At 40.7% G+C, this 21160-nt stretch carries 19 protein-coding genes; 17 read left to right on the plus strand and 2 right to left on the minus strand.

Annotation, left to right across the window (positions count from 1 at the left end):
* Positions 1 to 111: 111 nt before the first annotated feature.
* The 12 genes from HDC92_RS11150 (at position 112) to HDC92_RS11205 (ending at position 12055) form a co-directional block, all read left to right on the plus strand.
* Complete coding sequence (locus tag HDC92_RS11150) at positions 112 to 876, plus strand: SDR family NAD(P)-dependent oxidoreductase (RefSeq protein WP_012781145.1); 765 nt, start codon at positions 112 to 114, stop codon at positions 874 to 876.
* Between the two features lie 11 nt (positions 877 to 887).
* Positions 888 to 1334, plus strand: a complete 447-nt coding sequence (locus HDC92_RS11155; RefSeq protein WP_183874502.1) for a GatB/YqeY domain-containing protein — start codon at positions 888 to 890, stop codon at positions 1332 to 1334.
* 114 nt (positions 1335 to 1448) lie between these two features.
* Complete coding sequence (locus HDC92_RS11160) at positions 1449 to 2213, plus strand: alpha/beta fold hydrolase (RefSeq protein ID WP_012781147.1); 765 nt, start codon at positions 1449 to 1451, stop codon at positions 2211 to 2213.
* On the plus strand, positions 2213 to 2875 hold the full coding sequence (locus HDC92_RS11165) for a CBS domain-containing protein (protein ID WP_012781148.1): 663 nt from the start codon (positions 2213 to 2215) through the stop codon (positions 2873 to 2875). Before HDC92_RS11160 ends, HDC92_RS11165 begins: the two co-directional genes overlap by 1 nt.
* Positions 2875 to 3756, plus strand: coding sequence for an NAD kinase (locus HDC92_RS11170; protein ID WP_183874504.1), 882 nt, complete (start codon positions 2875 to 2877; stop codon positions 3754 to 3756). Before HDC92_RS11165 ends, HDC92_RS11170 begins: the two co-directional genes overlap by 1 nt.
* A 1-nt stretch (position 3757) precedes the next feature.
* Complete coding sequence (locus HDC92_RS11175; protein WP_183874505.1) at positions 3758 to 4555, plus strand: DUF6089 family protein; 798 nt, start codon at positions 3758 to 3760, stop codon at positions 4553 to 4555.
* 19 nt (positions 4556 to 4574) lie between these two features.
* Positions 4575 to 5315 (plus strand): isoprenyl transferase, encoded by a 741-nt coding sequence (locus HDC92_RS11180; RefSeq protein ID WP_012781151.1) that lies wholly within the window; start codon positions 4575 to 4577, stop codon positions 5313 to 5315.
* 63 nt (positions 5316 to 5378) lie between these two features.
* Positions 5379 to 7946, plus strand: a complete 2568-nt coding sequence (bamA, locus tag HDC92_RS11185) for an outer membrane protein assembly factor BamA (protein WP_036675184.1) — start codon at positions 5379 to 5381, stop codon at positions 7944 to 7946.
* Positions 7947 to 7990: 44 nt separating this feature from the next.
* Positions 7991 to 8521, plus strand: a complete 531-nt coding sequence (locus HDC92_RS11190) for an OmpH family outer membrane protein (protein ID WP_183874507.1) — start codon at positions 7991 to 7993, stop codon at positions 8519 to 8521.
* A 43-nt stretch (positions 8522 to 8564) separates the two neighbouring features.
* Positions 8565 to 9125: an OmpH family outer membrane protein gene (locus HDC92_RS11195; RefSeq protein ID WP_012781154.1), complete on the plus strand. Its 561-nt coding sequence runs from the start codon at positions 8565 to 8567 to the stop codon at positions 9123 to 9125.
* Between the two features lie 64 nt (positions 9126 to 9189).
* Positions 9190 to 10029 (plus strand): glutamate racemase, encoded by an 840-nt coding sequence (gene murI, locus HDC92_RS11200; RefSeq protein WP_183874509.1) that lies wholly within the window; start codon positions 9190 to 9192, stop codon positions 10027 to 10029.
* Between the two features lie 124 nt (positions 10030 to 10153).
* Positions 10154 to 12055: a class II glutamine amidotransferase gene (locus HDC92_RS11205; RefSeq protein ID WP_036675186.1), complete on the plus strand. Its 1902-nt coding sequence runs from the start codon at positions 10154 to 10156 to the stop codon at positions 12053 to 12055.
* Positions 12056 to 12319: 264 nt separating this feature from the next.
* Here HDC92_RS11205 and HDC92_RS11210 read toward each other — a convergent pair whose 3' ends face one another.
* Positions 12320 to 12946, minus strand: a complete 627-nt coding sequence (locus HDC92_RS11210; protein WP_012781156.1) for a LysE family translocator — start codon at positions 12944 to 12946, stop codon at positions 12320 to 12322.
* A gap of 158 nt (positions 12947 to 13104) precedes the next feature.
* On the opposite strand from HDC92_RS11210, the gene HDC92_RS11215 reads away from it, so the two are divergent.
* The 4 genes from HDC92_RS11215 to HDC92_RS11230 are packed head-to-tail and all read left to right on the plus strand — an operon-like array spanning position 13105 to position 17402.
* Complete coding sequence (locus HDC92_RS11215) at positions 13105 to 13527, plus strand: deoxycytidylate deaminase (RefSeq protein WP_036675538.1); 423 nt, start codon at positions 13105 to 13107, stop codon at positions 13525 to 13527.
* An 8-nt stretch (positions 13528 to 13535) separates the two neighbouring features.
* Positions 13536 to 15062, plus strand: coding sequence for a glutamine-hydrolyzing GMP synthase (gene guaA, locus HDC92_RS11220; protein WP_183874511.1), 1527 nt, complete (start codon positions 13536 to 13538; stop codon positions 15060 to 15062).
* Positions 15019 to 16242 carry an ABC transporter substrate-binding protein gene (locus HDC92_RS11225; protein WP_183874514.1) on the plus strand — a complete coding sequence of 408 codons (1224 nt, stop codon included), beginning with the start codon at positions 15019 to 15021 and terminating at the stop codon, positions 16240 to 16242. Before guaA ends, HDC92_RS11225 begins: the two co-directional genes overlap by 44 nt.
* Positions 16239 to 17402 (plus strand): RsmB/NOP family class I SAM-dependent RNA methyltransferase, encoded by a 1164-nt coding sequence (locus HDC92_RS11230; RefSeq protein WP_183874516.1) that lies wholly within the window; start codon positions 16239 to 16241, stop codon positions 17400 to 17402. The genes HDC92_RS11225 and HDC92_RS11230 overlap by 4 nt, the downstream gene beginning before the upstream one ends.
* Positions 17403 to 17408: 6 nt before the next feature.
* On the opposite strand, the gene HDC92_RS11235 is transcribed toward HDC92_RS11230, so the two are convergent.
* Positions 17409 to 17978: a MarC family protein gene (locus HDC92_RS11235; RefSeq protein WP_012781161.1), complete on the minus strand. Its 570-nt coding sequence runs from the start codon at positions 17976 to 17978 to the stop codon at positions 17409 to 17411.
* Between the two features lie 240 nt (positions 17979 to 18218).
* Between HDC92_RS11235 and HDC92_RS11240 the strand changes: the two genes are divergently transcribed.
* Positions 18219 to 21158, plus strand: coding sequence for a SusC/RagA family TonB-linked outer membrane protein (locus tag HDC92_RS11240; protein WP_183874518.1), 2940 nt, complete (start codon positions 18219 to 18221; stop codon positions 21156 to 21158).
* The last annotated feature ends 2 nt before the right edge of the window (positions 21159 to 21160 follow it).

Genomic DNA, 21160 nt, shown 5'->3' on the forward strand with positions numbered 1-21160 from the left:
ACATTGATAATTACAGCATGTTACAATACACTCGTACCTTTTCAGATATTTTTTGATTAAAAACTTATTCAGATGGACCATCATGAGTTTAGTTCGTCAACACATAAAAAAATGATACAGATGAAAACCGCATTAATTACCGGGGCAACTTCGGGTATCGGAGCCGCATGTGCCCATTTATTTGCCGCTCAGGGTTACAATTTAATTTTGGTAGCCCGGCGGGCGCAGCTGCTTGCAGATCATGCAAAGCATCTTGAAGATAAATATGCCATTGAAGTAAAAAAGATTGTGGCCGATGTAAGGGATTTTGAGAATCTGTCGTACCACCTTGAAACTTTACCCGCACAATGGAAAAAGGTAAACGTACTGATCAATAATGCCGGTTTGAGCCAGGGCCTGGAGCCCATCAATAAAGGAAGTGTGGAGGATTGGGACACCATGATTGATACCAATATTAAGGGCTTGCTTTATTCCACAAAGATTGTATCTAACTGGATGGTAGCTGAAAAAAGCGGGCACATTATAAATATTGGTTCTATTGCCGGTAAAGATGTGTATCCTAACGGGAACGTTTATTGTGCAACCAAACATGCCGTAGATGCATTGAATAAGGGGATGCGGATAGATTTATTGCCGCATGGTATCAAAGTTACTGCAATTCATCCGGGTCTGGTAGAAACCGAATTTTCTATAGTACGTTTTAAAGGAGATGAGGGAAGGGCCAAAAAAGTTTATGATGGTTTGGAGCCTTTAATTGCAGATGATATTGCCGAAGCGATATGGTTTGCGGTAAGCAGGCCGGCCCATGTAAATATAAATGATATGCTGATTATGCCAACTGCACAGGCAAATGGTACAATAATAGACAGGAAATAATTTAAAATGATATGATATCGAATACAATAGATCAGGAAATAAAACAAGCCATGCTGGCTAAAGACCAGGCCAAATTGCGGGGCTTAAGAGCGATAAAAGCAGCTTTGTTACTGGCCAGAACAGAAAAAGGGACAGCAGAGGAAATTACTGAGGAGACGGAACTGAAACTTTTACAAAAACTGATCAAACAAAGAAAAGAATCGGCCGATATTTATAAACAACAAGGCCGGGAAGACCTGAGCAGGGTAGAGGAAGAGGAAATAGAAGTGATCAGTGTATTTATGCCAAAGCAGCTTGGAGCGTCGGAAATTGAAGCGATTATTGAAGGGCTTATAAAAGATTCGGGTGCAGTTTCTGTTAAAGATATGGGTAAAGTAATGGGCCTTGCCAACAAGGAGCTTGCCGGCAAAGCAGATGGGAAATTAATAGCTGAAATTGTAAAAAAGCAATTGGCATAAATTGTGCTGCTGCTTAGTTGATATAGCTGTTTTCAATAAATTAATATATTATATTACATTAAATTAATTTTACTCTACTAACTTAGTAGCAATAATCATACACAAAATATTTATATGACATACGAAGTAATAGACGAAGGTGGGTTTAAATATATAGAAGCCGGAAAAGGTGAAACCCTGGTATTACTTCATGGTTTAATGGGAGAATTGAGCAACTGGGAGCCGGTAATTGACCGTTTTAAAGAAAATTACCATGTTCTGGTGCCTATTTTGCCTATTTATGAGCTTCCTATCCTGACACTGGGGGTGAGAAGTTTGTCTAAATACATCAACAGATTTTTAAAATATAAGAAAGTTAACCAGGTGGTTCTGATTGGTAATTCCCTTGGTGGCCATGTGGGGCTGGTATTTACCATCGCGCATCAGGAAAATGTAAAGGCCCTGGTACTTACGGGCAGCTCTGGTTTATACGAAAATGCTTTTGGCGGTTCTTTTCCAAGAAGGGAAAGCTACGATTACATCCGTGAAAAGGTAGAGTTTACCTTTTATGATCCGGCAACGGCAACCAAAGAACTGGTAGACGAAGTATATAAAACGGTAAATGAACGTTCCAGGGTAATCCGGATTCTGGCCCTGGCCAAATCGGCCATAAGACACAATATGTCTAAAGATCTTTCGAGGATAACCATACCTGTTTCCTTAATATGGGGAATGCAGGATAAGGTAACCCCACCGGATGTGGCAGAAGAATTTCATGAGCTTTTACCCAATTCGGAACTGAACTGGGTAGATAAATGCGGACATGCCCCTATGATGGAGCGTCCGGAGATCTTTAATGAATACCTTCAAACTTTTTTAAACAGAATTTTACTTAAATAATGCTGGCAACCGAACTCATATCTAATTCAATACCACCGCTTAGGACTTCTGATTCAGCGCAGAAAGCTATGGAACGGATGACTGAGTTCAAACTTTCCCATCTGCCCATTGTAAACGAAAGCCAGTTTTTGGGATTGCTTGCAGAAGATGAACTGATAGAGGTTAGAGATTTGGGGGTGCCCATAGGCAGCCTTTCTTTGTCGCTCTTAAACCCTTTTGTTTATGAGGATGCACATATTTACGACATCATCAGGTTGCTGACCCAGTTGAACCTGTCAGCTGTTCCGGTATTGGACTATAAAAAGAATTACCTGGGCCTGATCACCATCAATACCCTGATTGCCTCTGCAGCCAGTATCTTTGCCGTTGCCGCACCAGGAGGGATTATTGTGTTGGAAATCAGTAACAGGAACAATTCTTTGGCCCATATGGCGCAAATTGTTGAGGCCGATAATGCACAGATCCTTTCTTCTTATGTGCAATCATTCCCCGATTCTACAAAGCTTGAAGTTACCCTGAAAATTAATAAAACAGAATTGTCGGGCATTATTGCCTCTTTTGAACGGTATAATTATCAGGTGAAAGCCGTATTTAACAGTACAAAAGCAGATGACGGAACCGAAGACCGCTTCAATTCATTTATGAATTATTTAAACGTATAATGAAAATTGCTATCTACGGTAGGGAGTTCAATAATAGTGTATTGCCTTATGTACAGGAGGTTTTTAATGTTCTGGAACAGTATAAAAGCCCAATTCTTGTCTACAAAAAATACCTCGATTTTATAAAGGATAAGATTAAGCTCCCCGACCATATTAAGGTTTTTTCATCGCATACGGAATTGCCCGGACAGACTGACGTATTGGTCAGTTTAGGCGGGGACGGGACTTTGCTGGATACACTGGCGCTGATCCGTGATTCAGGTATACCTGTTATAGGTATCAATTTTGGCAGGCTTGGTTTCCTGGCCAGCATCAATAAAGATGAAATAAAAAAGGCAATTGATGCCTTAAAGAATAAAGAGTATTCACTTGATAAAAGAACCTTGCTAAGTTTAGCATCTACTTATGACCTTTTTGGAGAAGCGAATTTTGCGCTGAATGACATCACCATACACCGGAGAGATAATTCTGCGATGATGATCATCCATGCCTACATGAACAATGAGTTTGTGAACTCTTACTGGGCTGATGGATTAATTATTGCAACGCCGACAGGGTCGACAGCTTATTCGTTAAGCTGCGGTGGTCCCATTATTTATCCCAGCTCGCAGAACTTTGTGATTACCCCCATAGCCCCGCACAATTTAAATGTGCGGCCGGTAATTGTTCCTGATGATGTGTCTTTAACCTTTGAGGTGGAAGCAAGAAGTGCAAAGTTTCTGGTGTCTTGTGATTCGCGCACAGAAACGGTAGACCGGTCTGTGAAAGTAACTTTAAATAAGGCTAAATTTCATGTAAACCTGATCAGGCTCAATAATGAGAGCTACCTGACCACATTGCGGAATAAATTACTTTGGGGTATTGATACCCGGAATTATTAATATGCGTTACAGCCCACAACTGACTTGCTTTCTTGTCCTTTTTGGGACGGTGACGGCATTTGCCCAGACTTTCGAGCTTGGGGTAATGGCGGGTGGAGCAGGTTATATGGGCGATCTGAACCCGGATAAGCCATTAAAGATAAGCGGGATTTCGGCAGGGGCCTATGCCAAACTGAACCTTGACCCGTATTGGGCCGTAGGTTTGCATTATACTTATGGTAAGATCAGGGCCAATGATGCTTTTTCCGAAAATGCAGACTTTAAAAACCGGAACATTAATTTTAAGACCCCGTTAAATGAGGTAAGTGTACAGGTTGATTTTAACTTTCTCAATTATTTTGCGGGTGGAGGAACAAAGAAGTTTACACCTTATATATTTACCGGGATAGGGGGTGTGTTTTATAGCCCAAAGGGTACTTATGACGATACTGAATACAATTTAAGGTATTATCAGACCGAGGGCCAGGCGGCAACTTACAGGAATTATGCATTAACCATTCCTTATGGTGTAGGGATAAAAGTACAGCTGAAGGAGAACTGGGGATTGTTTTCACAGATTGGATACCGGACAGCGCATACCGACTACCTGGATGATGTTAGTGGGGTGTATCCTGATGCTGCGGTATGGCCGGATGACGGATCAAGGGCCTTGCGGCAACACTTATCAAACCCCTCAGTTATACCAAATTATGGTGCTCCTGGTACCCAGCGGGGCGATTTTAGAAAAAGAGATACATATATGTTTGTAGGTATTGGCATATCTTATACCTTTGTGTCCCAAAAATGTTATACATTTTAAGCATATTTGCGGTAAATAAATGGGATTTAAAGAACAAATAGACATTACACGCTTACCAGAGCACATTGCCATTATCATGGATGGGAATGGAAGATGGGCAAAAAATCAAGGTAAATTCAGGGCTTTTGGTCATGAAAGCGGTGTGCTGTCTGTAAAGGATATCGTTGAAGGTTGTGTAGACATCGGGATCAAATACCTTACCGTTTACGCTTTTTCAACAGAGAACTGGAACAGGCCTGTTGAGGAAGTGAATGCATTGATGGAACTGCTGATCACAACGATCAATCAGGAAACGGAAACACTGACCAAAAACAACATCAGGCTGAATGCCATCGGAGATATTGCCTCGCTTCCTCAAAAATGTATTGAAGATTTGAAGAGCGCAATGGATAAGACGGCCAATAATACCCATTGTACTTTAACACTGGCTTTAAGTTACAGTGCCAAATGGGAAATTATTGAAGCTGCAAAGAAACTTGCGGTACAGGTAAAAGCCGGAAAAATAGATATTGATGAGATTAATGAAGCCCATTTTTCGGCCCAGTTGACCACCATAAATATGCCCGATCCTGAATTGATGATCAGGACCAGCGGTGAACACAGGATCAGTAATTTTTTATTGTGGCAAATGGCCTACACTGAATTGTATTTTACGGATACCCTGTGGCCAGACTTTAGAAGGGAAGACCTTTTTGAAGCGATTGTAGACTACCAGAAACGCGAACGCCGCTTTGGTAAAATTAGTGAACAATTGAACTAATTTTACTTTTAACACTTTTTAACATGTGTTTAAATTAACTTAGCATCGATTTTTAGATTGTAAATGAAAAGAATATACCAACTTATATTATTGTTGTTGATTGGTTTACCAACAATGGCACAGATCACCCGCCCCCAGTCCAATCCTGCAGCTCCTACTTTAAAAGTAAAAGGACTTGAACTGGATTATTTTAACCCGAAAGAGTATATCATTGGTGGTACTACCCTAACAGGTACCCAATATCTGGATAAAGACGTGATCATTACCTTGTCAAAACTGATCAAAGGCGAAAGAGTTATACTTCCGGGTGAAGCTACGGCCAATGCAATCAAAAATCTTTGGGCCCAGGGGCTGTTTGATGATATTCAACTGGATATTACTAAAATAGTAGAAGATACCGTGTATTTTGATATTGAGGTAGTTGAGCGTCCGCGTCTCAGCTCTTTTGAATTTACAGGGGTAAGTAAATCCCAAAAAACGGATATCATTGAAAAACTAGGTGAAAAAGCAGGAAAAGCCATTATCAACGATAACCTGTATAACAGCACCACTGCTACAATTAAAAAGTTTTTGCTGGAAAAGGGGTATTTCTTTACCAGTGTTGAATACAAGACCAAGCCAGACCCCAGTCAGGACAACAGTGTAATATTGCAGGTTGCCGTAAATAAGGGCAGGAAAGTTAAAGTCCACGAGATCAATTTTACGGGCAATAAGGATTTTTCTTCGGCCAAACTGCGTAAGTATCTGAAAAAAACAAAACAACAGGCTTTTTATAAGGTATTTGGTTCAGGAAAATTCAATAAAGAAAAATACGACGAAGATAAGACCAAGCTCATTGCTAAAATGCACGATAAGGGTTATCGGGATGCGGTAATTCTGAAAGACAGCATTTATCAGTACAGCGATAAAGCGGTGGGCATTAAGATCGATCTGTTTGAAGGACCTAAATATTATTTCGGGAACATTACCTGGGTAGGAAATGCAAAATACAATACCGACTTTTTACAAAGGGCTTTAGGCATTGAAAAGGGTGAGGTATTCAGCGAAGAGAAGTTAGAAAAAAAATTAAGGGGAAGTGCCAACGGGGATGACGTGTCCAGCATTTATTTGAATGATGGTTATTTAACATTTAACGTTGATCCGGTACAGACCAAAATTTATGGTGATACTGTTGAAATGGAGATGCGGATTTATGAAGGCCCACAGTACACCAATAACCGCATTACGGTTAAGGGGAACACGATTACAAATGACCGTGTTGTTTTACGTGAGGTGCGTACAAAACCGGGCGAGAAATTCTCTAAAGACCTGTTGATCCGTACAGTTCGTGAGATCGGTCAGCTGGGTAATTTTGATGAATCAAAAACCAATCCTGTACCGAAGCCAAACCCTGCAGATGGTACAGTGGATATTGAATATACGGTAGAAGAAAAACCTTCAGATCAGATTGAACTTTCGGGTGGTTTTGGTGGTGGTAACATCATCGGTACATTGGGTTTAACCTTCAACAACTTCTCCTTAAGAAACCTGTTTAATTTAAGTGCCTACAAACCTTTACCTAAAGGGGACGGACAAAAGCTAAGCTTGCGTGGGCAAACCAATGGTAAATACTACCAGTCGTATAGTTTCTCTTTCTCTGAACCATGGTTAGGTGGTAAAAAACCGATCAGCTTTGGGGTAAGTGCTTTTACTTCCTTACAGTCTAACGGAGGAAGAAGTTATTATGGTACAATTGATCCATCCAGCAGTCAGTACCAAAAGATTCGCCTGAATGGGGTTACAGTAAGTTTGGGAAGAAGACTGAACTTCCCGGATAACTATTTTCAGTTAACACATGCGATCAATGTACAGCAATATATCCTGAACAATTATCCAGGGTTCCTGTTTAGTACAGGTACTTCATACAACCTTAACCTTACACAGGAACTGAGCAGGGACTCAAGGGATTCCCCGATTTTCCCGACAGGTGGTTCTTATTTTAAATTTACGGTACAGGCTACACCGCCTTATTCTTTACTGAATAACGTAAATTATGCAACAGCATCTGATAAACAACGTTATAAATTTACGGAGTACCACAAATGGAAATTTGAATCGCAGTGGTTCCAGCGGTTAGCTGGTAAGTTTGTTGTGAAAGCACAAGCCCAGTTTGGGTTCCTGGGTTCGTATAACAGTGCGGTTGGACAATCGGCTTTTGAAAGGTTTAAACTTGGTGGAGATGGTATGCAGGGATTTGATTTCCTTCAGGGATCGGAGCTGATCGCTATGCGCGGATATGCCAATAACTCCGTAATACCGGTAGGTGCCAATCCTAATATTGCACAACAATCGGGTAGCCCTATATTTACCAAATATGTAATGGAGTTAAGATACCCGGTAATTGCAAGTCAGCAGGCTACGGCATTTTTAACGGCATTTGCCGAAGGTGGAAATACCTGGAATAAGTTTGCCGACTTTAATCCGTTTAACGTAAGACGCTCTGCAGGTTTTGGTGCAAAAATATTTTTACCGATATTTGGATTGCTGGGAATAGATTGGGGATATGGATTTGATAAGATTCCGGGTTCACCAGATGCCAACAAAGGACAGTTCCACTTTAGTATAGCACAGCAGCTTGGCGGATTTAATTAATAAAACACACAATAAACCCGATACAAAATAAAATCATCGTACTAATGAAAAAGTATATTTTAATTTGCATCTTGCTGTTTACAGGGATGGGTGCATTTGCACAAAAGTTTGCTTATGTTGATACAGAATATATTCTGAAACATTTACCTGATTATAAATCGTCATTAAATCAGTTAAATGTTTTGTCGCAACAATGGCAAAGACAAGTGGACAACAACTTTACTGAGATAGATAAAATGTATAAAGCCTATCAGGCAGATCAGGTGTTGCTGACTGATGATATGCGCAAAAGGAGAGAGAATGACATTATAGAAAAAGAAAAGCAGGCAAAAGAATTTCAACGCAAAATATTTGGTCCGGAAGGTGAATTGTTTCAGGCCCGTGCCAAATTGTTAGGCCCTATCCAGGATGGCGTAACAAAGGCGGTAGCAGAAGTAGCAAAGGCCAAACTCCTTGACTTTATTTTTGACAAGAGCAGTGAGGCTACGATGATGATCTATGCCAGTAGTGGTTATGATGTAAGTAACGATGTGATTAAAAGATTAGGCTATAAGCCAGATTCGACGATTAAATAAATATATTAAACATAAATTAGAAACAATTATTAAGAAAAATAGGATGAGAAAGTTAATTAACGCATTTTTTTTAGCGGCAGGATTATTGTTTACTGCTAATATTGCAAATGCACAACAAAAATTGGCACATTTAAACTCTGCAACGATTATAGAGGCTATGCCAGAGGTTAAAACTGCACGTACTGCATTGGAAGCTTTTCAAAAAACAAAACAAGCCGATATCGAGAAAATGATCTCGGAATATCAGACTAAACTGAAAGCAGCACAGGACAAAGAGAAAACGATGAGTGAGGCTAACAAAGAAGCCATTACTAAAGAATTGCAGACGATGGGTGCTGAACTTCAGGATCTTGAAAAACGTATTGGCGATGCCAGACAAAAAGCACAGCAGGAACTGGAAACTAAAAATGCTGAGTTGTTTAACCCTATCCAGGTTAAGGCTGATGCAGCCATTAAAGCTGTTTCTAAAGAAAAAGGTTTTGCTTATGTATTTGATACAGCCAACCAGGCTTTAATTTACTGGGACGGCGGTGATGACATTACTGATCTTGTAAAAACTAAGTTAGGTATTGCTAAAACAACAGCACCTGCACCTAAAAAATAAAATAAACTTATTTGAAATATTTAAATTGCGGGATGGTTGATAAAAACCATCCCGTTTTTTTATAATGAACGATAATCAATCCATTGGTGTTTTTGATTCTGGCTACGGCGGCCTGACCGTATTTAAGTCGATCGCCAGTAAGCTGCCCCAGTATAATTACATTTATTTTGGCGACAATGCGCGTACACCTTATGGAGACCACTCTTTCGAAACCATTTATCAGTATACACTTGAATGTGTAGAATGGTTGTTTGCGCAGGGTTGCCCGTTGGTTATCCTGGCCTGTAATACCGCTTCGGCAAAGGCGTTGCGCAACATACAGCAAAATGTATTGCCTTTTAAATATCCGGACAGGAGGGTGCTGGGTGTAATCAGGCCAACAGCCGAGATTGTGGGTGATTTTACCCTGTCGAAGCATGTTGGGGTAATGGGAACACGGGGTACAGTCAATTCCGAGTCTTACCTGATGGAGATCAATAAATTCTTTCCCGAGATATCAGTTTCCCAGCAAAGCTGTCCGATGTGGGTACCCCTGATAGAAAACAATGAACACATAGCCGCAGGTGCCGATTATTTTGTTAAAAAGTACATTGATGAATTATTGGCAAAGGACAATCAAATCGATTGTATTGTTTTGGCATGTACCCATTATCCGCTGCTGGTACCTAAAATAAAGACGATCCTTCCGGATCATATTAACTTGCTGGGACAGGATGATATTGTTGCCGATAGTTTGGCATTGTACCTGGAAAATCATCCCGAAATGACGCATAGAATTGCCAGGGAAAACAAAACCATTTTCTTTACATCTGGTGATGCTCAGGTTTTTGATACCCAGGCCTCTGTCTTTTTTGGTGAAAGGGTAGTTTCCAGGCATGTAGCGCTTAAGGCAAGCACCCGGTAAATGCAGGTTTTTTGATAGGATTGCTGTTTAAACATCAATTATAATCTAAAAATAAACTTTCTATTTCTTTCTAGGTTCTCATTATTATTAACGGTAAATTTGCCGCTTAAAACAACACACACGAATGAGTGACTCGATAAAACATGAATGCGGAATTGCCTTTATCCGCCTTTTAAAACCGCTCTCATACTATCAGGAAAAATACGGTACTGCACTTTACGGATTGAACAAGCTTTATCTTTTGATGGAAAAGCAACACAACCGTGGACAGGATGGGGCCGGAATAGCAACCATCAAGCTGGATGTTAAACCAGGTCACCGTTACATCAGCAGGTACCGTTCCATGGCCCAGAATGCAGTTGCAGATATATTCGGCTATGTACAGCATAAATTTGTAGATATCCAGAATGAAACGCCTGAATTGATGCAGGATGCGGAGTGGTTAAAACAAAATGTGAGTTTTATTGGTGAGGTTTTACTGGGGCATTTAAGGTATGGCACGCATGGCAAGAACAGCATAGAAAACTGTCACCCATTTCTACGTCAGAATAACTGGATGACAAGGAACCTGGTTATTGCAGGTAATTTTAACATGACCAATGTAGATGAATTGCTGGAGCAGTTGTATGAACTTGGTCAGCATCCAAAAGAAAAGGCAGATACAGTTACAGTACTGGAAAAGATCGGACATTTTTTAGATGATGAAAACCAGGAACTGTTTGATGAATATAAAAAAGAAGGGCTAGACAATGTAGCCATCACACATAAGATCTCTGAAAACCTTGATATCGCTAAGATATTAAAACGCTCTGCAAAAAACTGGGATGGTGGTTATACCATTTCAGGTATTGTTGGCAATGGGGATGCTTTCATTCTGCGCGACCCTTCCGGCATCCGTCCGGCTTATTATTATGCCGATGATGAAATTGTAGTAGCAGCTTCAGAACGTCCAGCCATTCAGACGGCATTTAACATACAGTTTAAAAATGTAAAGGAAATAGAACCGGGCCATGCATTGATCGTTAAAAAAGACGGTACCGTAACACAGGAGATCTTCCGGGAACCTGAAGAAAAAAGGGCCTGTTCATTTGAACGTATCTATTTTTCAAGAGGAAGCGATGCTGAAATCTATAAAGAAAGAAAACATCTGGGTGCGTTGTTGTGCAAACAAATTCTGGATGCGGTAAGTGCCGACCTGAAAAATACAGTTTTTTCTTTTATCCCAAATACTGCCGAGGTTTCTTTCTATGGTATGGTTGATGGGCTGCACGCTTACATCAGGGAAGTACAGAAAGAAGCATTGTTGCGCCGTAAAGATACGCTGAGTGATGCAGAACTGGATGAGCTGCTGTCTATGCGCCCAAGAGTAGAGAAGCTGGCCATTAAAGATGTTAAGCTACGGACTTTTATTACCCAGGATGCTGACAGGGGAGATATGGTAGCACATGTATATGATACCACTTATGGGGTAATCAAAAATCATACAGATACACTTGTAGCTGTAGATGATTCTATTGTAAGGGGTACAACTTTAAAGCAGAGCATCATCAAAATAATTGACAGGCTGCATCCTAAAAAAATCATTATTGTTTCTTCTGCACCTCAGATACGTTATCCTGATTGTTATGGTATTGATATGTCTAAAATGGGGCAATTTGTTGCATTTGAAGCTGCCATACAATTGCTGAAAGCGCGTGGTATGGAAAATGTAATAGAAGAAGTATACCAAAAATGTAAGGCTTCGCTGCTGTTGCCTAAAGAAGAGATAGTAAATCATGTGAAAGATATTTACAGACCTTTTAAACAGGAAGAAATTTCTGCACAGATTGCCAGGATCATTACACCAGCAAATACGGTAGCCGAAGTTGAAGTGATTTATCAGACATTGGATAATTTACACATCGCCTGTCCTAATCATAGTGGCGACTGGTATTTCTCTGGCAATTATCCAACGCCAGGTGGTAATAAGGTAGTAAATAAAGCATTTGTAAACTGGAAAGAAGGAAATAACCAAAGGGCCTATTAAAGGGGCAAAAAAGCTGTACTACTCGAAGGCTGGAACAAGTGATGCTGAAGGGCATCAATTATTCCTATGCCTTCTCCCAGTAAGCATTTTTGCTGTCAGACGATCGTCTTAGGCAGCTGTATTAGCACTTTCATCTGCACAATGTTATTGATCTGCATTATGCTATTGAAAAAATATGCCTTCTGTGAACAGGCCTAGGCGCTGTTTGCTCCCCTTCAGAAGCCTAACAGATGCCAGACTGTGAACATAATGGCTTATTTACTTTTATTTGTAATGCTTTAAAACAACCTCAATAAACAACCTGATTGCAAATATCAGGATTACCGCACCGGCAATTCTGTTCAGGTTCTGTATAGTCTTTTCTTTGATCCTGTACCTTAACTTTGCTGCATAATAGGTTTTAAAGCCATCAACGGTCAGCTGGGTAGCCATGGCAATGATAAAAAAGATTATTTTTTCTGAAAGGTTATAATGGAGCTGTACGGAAATGATGCCTCCAACCATTATCCAAAACATCAATGTTGTTGGAGATAATAGGCACATTAAAAAGCCTTTCAATACATAACCCCGTTTTTTTACCTTGGCAATCTCAGCAATATCATAATTCACTTTAACGGTATTAAACAGATAATATAAACCTACTCCCAGTAAAAACAGGCCACCAACTATTCCTATGTATTCGAAATATTCAGATTTATAATCCACAAACTGCGAACTGAATATGGTTAAGCTGATAAAAATGATATCGCTTAGAATGACGCCGATTGCCAGCGCAAAGCCTGCCTTAAATCCCTTTTCAATGCTGGTCTTGATCATTGAAAAGAACACTGGTCCTGTTAAAAAAGAAAATAAAATACCCGCACCTATCCCTTGTAATATTGCTTCAAACATTCACCTAAAGTATATAATTGTGCTAATATGCAATTTTAAACATAAATTAGCCCAAAAAATCCATTAACAATAATTATAAATAAACGCCACTGAGCTATTTAAAGTATCAGGGCTATAAGCTTAGAATGACAGTAAAACCAAGTTTTAACCATATTTTTATGAATTTAGCATCCGACCTGGCAGGCCGTTCACATTGTGTGCGTGCTCAGGTAGGGGCTGTTTTAACAAAAGATACACGTATCATCTCGATCGGTTACAATGGCCCTCCGGCAGGGACACACAATTGTGATGAAGAATGGCCGGAAGCAGGTTGTGCCAGGGATTCCCGGGGAAGCTGCTCTCTGGCCCTGCATGCAGAAGAGAATGCCATATTGTATGGTATAAAGAACGGGTCTAAAATTGAAGGTTCAACATTATACACCACTTTATCGCCTTGCATTGCCTGTGCCCGCCTCATTTTATCTTCGGGCATAAGGGTGGTTCATTACCGGGATTCGTATGCAGCCTATAAAGGATTGCCCAGCGATGAAGGCGTTGATTTTTTGAAGAGATTTGGCGTGGAAGTGATTAAGTATTCTTAACTTTGGCCATGCTAGAAAAAATCATAATTCTCGATTTTGGTTCCCAATATACACAGTTAATTGCCCGTAGGGTGCGTGAGTTAAACGTTTATTGTGAAATTCACCCATTTAACAACATTCCTGAAATCGGTTCAGATGTTAAAGGTATCATCCTGTCAGGTAGCCCATATTCTGTCCGTCAGAAAGACGCCCCACAGATAGATCTGAACAAATTTGACAAACATCCTATGCTGGCGGTTTGTTATGGTGCACAATACATCGCACAACATGCAGGCGGTGAAGTACAAGCCTCTTCTACACGTGAATATGGCAGGGCCCACCTGAATTTCGTTGCCGAAGGCAATAAATTATTTAAAAATATTACTGCAGGTTCGCAGGTATGGATGTCACATGGCGATACCATTACGAAAGTACCTGCAAACTTTGAACTGATAGCCAGTACAGATAGTGTAAAAGTTGCGGCTTACCAGGTTAAAGACACACAAACTTATGCCATACAGTTTCACCCTGAGGTTACACATAGCACCGATGGTAAACAATTGCTGGAGAATTTTCTTGTTGGCATTTGCGGATGTAAGCAGGAGTGGACGCCCGATGCTTTTGTAGAAACCACCATTGCTGATTTAAAAGAAAAACTGGGCAATGATAAAGTGGTATTGGCCCTTTCAGGAGGGGTAGACTCGAGTGTAGCTGCTATTTTATTGCATAAGGCCATAGGTAAAAACCTGCACTGTATATTTGTAGACAATGGCTTGTTAAGAAAAGATGAATATGCTGCCGTACTGGAACAATATAAACACCTTGGTTTGAACATCAAAGGTGTAGATGCAAAAGATCGTTTCTTGAGCCAGCTTGCCGGAGTTTCTGATCCTGAGTTGAAACGTAAGGCCATTGGAAGGGTGTTTATTGAAGTGTTTGACGATGAAGCGCACCAGGTACAGGATGTGAAGTGGCTGGCACAGGGTACCATATATCCTGATATCATAGAATCCGTTTCTGTAAAAGGACCTTCAGCTACCATTAAATCGCACCATAACGTAGGTGGTTTGCCCGATTTCATGAAACTTAAAGTTGTGGAGCCCCTGAATACTTTGTTTAAGGACGAGGTGAGAAGGGTTGGGACTTCTTTGGGACTGGAGCACTTTATCATCGGACGTCACCCTTTTCCGGGACCCGGATTAGCGATAAGGATACTGGGCGAGGTTACTGCTGAAAAAGTAGCCATTCTTCAGGAAGCAGATGCCATCTATATCAATAACTTAAAAGAAGCAGGCTTATACGATAAGGTATGGCAGGCCGGAGCCATTTTCCTGCCGGTTCAATCGGTAGGGGTAATGGGAGATGAGCGTACTTACGAAAATGCAATAGCCCTTCGTGCTGTTGAATCTGTTGATGGCATGACTGCCGACTGGTGTCATCTGCCTTATAACGTACTCGCAAAAATTTCTAATGAAATAATTAACAAAGTAAAAGGAATTAACCGCGTTGTATATGACATTAGCTCAAAACCACCAGCTACTATTGAGTGGGAATAAATATTGGATCCTGATACTTTCAGTTCTTTTTTTATCGGCCTGTTCGCCAAAAATAAGGACTGAAAGTAAGCAGCCGGAAGTTCCAAAAGAAGTGCCGAAAACAGAAAAGCCCGCTGCAAAATTTGAGCAGGCCAGTATTTCGTTGCTTGCCCCCTTCAGACTAAATGAGATCCGGTTAAAAACTGCTACAAAAGCCGAGGTAGAGAGAGCTGCAATGGCCATCGATTTTTATCAGGGTTTTAAGTTGGGTATAGATTCTGCGGCTGCATCAGGTCAGAATTTTAAGCTGAAAGTATACGATACGCAGGACAACAATGCCCAGATAGGGGCACTGATTGACAATGGAGGGCTAATGGGCAGCAACCTGATTGTAGGGCCTGTTTTTCCGGAAGGATTAAAATACATTACCAATTATTCCGTTTCCAGGAATATTCCGGTAGTAAATCCATTATCGGCAGCCCATCCGGAAGAATTTACAAACCCCAACCTCATCTCAATTGTAAACAATGTTGATCAGCATGCAGCGAAAATTGGGAGTTACATCAGCAAAAATTATAATCCGGCAAATACCGTAGTTGTACTGATCAATCCAAAGGGTTCCAGTGATGAAGTAATGGCCAAACCTTTAAGAGCCTACTTTACTGAAAGGAATAAATTCAGCTTTCAGGAATATGCTTCTGTTTTTACCATGGAGCCAAAAATTGTAAAAGGAAAACAATACGTAATTATTGTCAGTTCATCCGACAGGAAATTTGTTGTGCCCACACTGGATAAATTGATGAAAATCAGGAAGACAGGATTAAATATCTCGGTTTTCGGGCATCCGGACTGGAGCAAACAGAACTACAATACCGAGCAGCTGCAAGCTTTAAATACCATCATTTCCTCTTCATATAAAATTGACTATACCAGACCTGAAGTCAACACCTTCATCAGAAAGTACCGGGCCTCATTCAATTTTGAGCCTGGAGAGTATTCGTTTAAAGGCTTTGACATTGGTTTTTATTTTGGTAAGTTACTTTCCAGCTATGGCGTTGATTACTTAAAATACCTGACCAAAGAAAGATATAAAGGTCTGCACAATTCTTTTCGTTTTATGCACAACAATACATTGGGGTACATTAATACCAGTTTAATGCTGCTTAAATATAAAAACTTTGCTTTAAATATTGTTGAATGAGGGTAGAACACCAGTTAAGGGCATTTGAACAGATCTTTAAAAGTTATGATGGCGTATTGCCCCTGCATCGTTTTTTGTTTGCTTATTTTAAACGGAACAAGCAGATGGGTTCGTCAGACAGGCGATGGGCAAGCCGTTATCTGTATAATTTTTTCAGGCTTGGGAAAGCTTTGATCAAAGAAGAGTATACCCTTCGTCTGGCCGTGGCCGACTTTCTATGTAGCCATACCTCAAGCCTGGTGATCGATACTTATTTGCCAGGTTTAAAGGATCAGGTAGTGCTTTCTCTTCCCGAAAAATTAGCACTGATCAAACAACAATATCCTTCATTTGAATTGGATGATGTTTTTAGTTTTCATCATAAGCTATCTGCAGGTATCGATCAGCAGGATTTTATTCCCTCCTTTTTTATACAGCCGGACCTGTTTATCAGGGTTGATAGCGGTTATATGGAGAAAGTTGCTGCTACACTACGGCTGGAGGAGATCGATTTTGAAAAAATAAGTGAAACTACACTGGCACTGCCCAACGGAACAAAATTAGATTCCGTTTTAGCAGCGCATAAACAGTACCAGGTACAGGATCTTTCTTCACAGCAAACAGGCAGTTTCTTTAAACCGCAAGCCTGGGATAAATGGTGGGACTGTTGTGCGGCATCTGGTGGTAAATCGTTATTGTTATATGATCTGGAGCCAAAGGTTGAGTTGCTGGTGAGTGATGTAAGGGAAAACAGTTTACATAATCTTGATGAGCGTTTTCAGCAGGCGGGTTTAAAAAAATATCAGAAAAAAGTACTGGATCTGCTGCAAAATAACGAACAGGACCTTCATCATTATGAGTTTGATGGCATCCTGCTGGATGCACCTTGTTCCGGATCGGGGACCTGGGGAAGAACTCCCGAAATGTTATATTATTTTGAAGACCATAAGATCAGTTATTTTTCGGGGCTGCAAAAAAAAATAGCAGCTAATGTGGTCAAATATCTGAAGGAGGGCAAACCCCTGATCTATATCACCTGTTCGGTATTTAAAGAAGAAAATGAGGATGTTGTAGCTTTCCTGTTAGAAAACTTACCTTTAAAACTGGAAAAAATGCAGGTAATTAAAGGTTATGCAGCTAAGGCTGATACCATGTTCGTTGCCCGTTTGATCAAACAGTAATGAATGCTATAAACCTGTATTGTTCCGGAACAGTTTAATGGCAATGGCCAGCAGGATAATTCCAAATGCTTTTCTAAGTACATTTAAACCTGATTTACCAAATAACCTTTCCAACCGCTCTGTATTTTTTAATACAAAGTAAACAAACATCATATTGATCAGGATCCCCACTACAATGTTTTGAGTTGCATACTCTGTTTTTAAAGACAACAGGGTAGTCATGGTGCCTGCCCCTGCAATCAAAGGAAAGGCAAGTGGTACAATAGATACCGTTTCAGGTGCATCACCTTCTTTAAATATAGTAAGCCCCAGTACCATCTCCATGGCAATAAAAAAGATTACCATAGAACCTGCTATAGCAAAAGAGGCAACATCCAATCCAATTACCTTTAATAAGGTTTCACCTGCAAATAAAAAAATGATCATCAATACTGTAGCAACAAGTGTGGCTTTCTCTGACTGGATATGTCCGGCCTTCTTTCTGAGTTCTATCACAATAGGAATGGCACCCAGGATATCAATGATGGCAAACAAGACCATCGATGTTGACAGGATTTGACTGAAGTTAAATTCCATAACAGATTGATTTAGTATACAAAGTACGGAAAAAATAACCATTCTTTTCGGAGCCTGTATAATTGCGCTGAAAAAGCGCAAAGCTACCAGGGATCTTCTGAGAAGGTGATTTTTTATTCAAAACAGGTTGTATGCTGCTACAAACCGCCGGTACATATGAACCAATTGCCCTGTTTATGCGCTATAACTATAGGTAACTTAGTAGGAGTTAAAGCTAACCAAATTTTATTTTTTAACTGTATGAAACTAATCTTCAGAAACTGGATTGCGCTTGTCTTGTTGTTTTATATTGCTGCTGTTGTACCTGCTTTTTCGCAGGAAAAGCTAGTGCGTGGGAAAGTAACGGATCAAAAAGATAAGGGTGTATTGCCCGGTGTAACTGTGGCGGTAAAAGGAACCACTAAACGTGCCGCTACAGACCCTAACGGTAACTATCAGATTAGTGCGGGGGCAAATGATGTTCTTATATTTAGTTTTATCGGTTATGGAACTAAAGAGGTAAATGTGAATACGGCAGCGGGCAGCGTACTAAACGTAGCGCTCTCATCAGGCACAAACGAGCTTGACGAACTGGTGGTTGTGGGCTATGGTACACAAAAACGCAAAGATGTGACCGGGGCCGTTGCCTCAGTAGATAAGAGCAGACTTGACCAACTGCCTAATACTAATTTTGCCCAGGCCCTGCAAGGTGCCCTGCCAGGCGTAAGTGTTGATCAGAACAGTGGTGGTGCTGAGGGTAACAATAATTCCATAGTGATCAGAGGTAAGAATTCCATTACGGCCACCAATGATCCGCTTATTATATTGGATGGTATTCCTTATAATGGCAGCATATCTGACATTAACCCTCCTGATATCGAGTCTATTGATATTTTAAAGGATGCTTCAGCATCAGCCATATATGGTTCCAGAGGATCTAATGGTGTTATTCTGATCACCACAAAAAAGGGGAGTAAAGGTAAAGCCGTTATTTCCTATGATGGCTTTTACGGACTGCAGTCTTTTGCCAACCTGCCGGATATGCTGAGCCCTGAAGAATTTTATGCTTTTAAACGTACACGCGAACCTAATACTGCCATAACAACCTCAGAGCAGGCTGTATACGATTCAAAAGTTTTCCCCGACTGGGTTGATCTGGCAACCAGGATGGGTAGTCGTACCCAGCATACACTTGGTGTGAGCGGAGGAAGTGAAAATTCGAAGTATTACGTTTCTGCCACCTATTTAGGTGTTAAGGGTATTGCCCTAAATGACGATTTTAAAAGAATGTCTACCCGGGTAAACCTGGAAATGAATGTAACCAAGTGGCTTACCTATGGCACCAATACCCAATTGTCTTACAACAATAGAAGTGGGTTGGCGGCTTCTTTTACAGGAGACTATGGTGCATACCGCTTTAACCCGCTTACCACTGCATATGATGCCAGCGGAAACCTTACGGTTTATCCATGGCCGGATGATGTTTTCTTTGCCAACCCCCTGGCAACAACATTGGCAAGTAATGATGATGAAACCTATAAGGTAGTCAGCACCAATTACCTGAATGTACAATTGCCTTTTGTAAAAGGGCTTTCTTATCGGTTAAATACAGGAGTTGAATATACCAATCGTGATCAGAGTACTTATTATGGCAGAAATACACGGACAGGTTTGAAAGACAACGGCAACCTGAGTCTTGGGCAAACGCTGCAGAGAAACCTGCTCATAGAAAATATATTAAATTACAACAACACTTTTGGCAAACATTCCATTAGCTTCACCGGCTTATACAGCTATCAATATGACAACATAAAGGGCAATAGCTTAGACGCAACTGGTTTTCCTAATGATGTGTTAACCTATTACCAGGCTAATGTTGCCCTCTCTAAAACACCTGGTGCCTCTTATTCAAAGCAAACACTGGTATCTCAGATGGGCCGTATCAATTACACTTTCAATAACAAATACCTTTTAACGCTAACCGGTCGCAGGGATGGTTTTTCGGGTTTTGGGGCCAACAAAAAATATGGATTTTTCCCTTCAGTAGCGCTTGGCTGGAATTTATCAGAAGAACAATTTCTCAGGAATGTAGAGACCATCTCCAATCTCAAATTCAGACTTTCTTACGGCAGCAACGGAAACCAGGCTGTAGGTACTTATCGTACACTGGCAAAATTATCAGAAAGATCTTATGTAAATGGATATGCAACAGCACCAGGTTATATTCCTACCAGTCTGGCCAATCCGGATCTTGGATGGGAAACAACCAATAGCCTTAATGCGGGTATTGATTTTGGCTTATTCAAAGGCCGGTTAACAGGCTCAATTGATGCTTACCTATCTAAAACACATGACCTGCTGCTAAAGCGGCAAATCTCTCCTGTGCATGGTGTGGATACCATTACCCAAAATATTGGGAAAACAGCTAACAGAGGGATTGAACTAGGCCTTAACAGCATCAACATTAAGTCTGCAGATTTTAGCTGGACCACTACTGCCAATATTTCGCTTAACCGGAATAAAATAGAAGAACTATACGGCAATGGCAAAAATGACACTTTAAATACCTGGTTTCTTGGCAAGCCGATTGATGTGAACTTCGATTACATTTACGGGGGAGTCTGGCAGGTAGGGGAAGACTTTAGCAAGTCGCCCCAGCCCAATACCAAGGCCGGGTATGCCAAAGTAGTGGATTACAATAACGACGGTAAGATTGATGCAAGGGATAAGACCATTATTGGAAGCCGGCAGCCAGATTTCAGCTGGGGAATGGGTAATAATTTTACCTATAAGAACTTTTCACTCTATGTATTTGCACAGGGGGTAGTAGGTACAAACAGGAGAAATACTTTTTTGGCAGACAATGTAAATTCTGGTGTGCGGTATAACACCATGCGTAAAAACTGGTGGACGCCCGACAACCCTACCAACGAATATTATGCAAACGACGTTAACGCGAACATATATGGTGTTCCCATTTTTCAAAGCGACAGCTATTTGAGGGTTAAAGATATTTCATTGTCCTATAACCTTTCTGCCAGGATGCTGGAGAGACTTAAGCTGGGCAGGTTTAAGGTGTATCTTAATATGCGGAACCTGTTTACGATAACCAAATGGACCGGCCTGGACCCAGAATTGAATACCCAGGATGCCATTCCGCTACAAAAAGAATTTATACTGGGTTTAAATATTGGCTTATAGCA

The sequence above is a fragment of the Pedobacter sp. AK017 genome (assembly GCF_014200825.1).
In the GTDB taxonomy this organism is placed as follows: Bacteria; Bacteroidota; Bacteroidia; order Sphingobacteriales; family Sphingobacteriaceae; genus Pedobacter; species Pedobacter heparinus.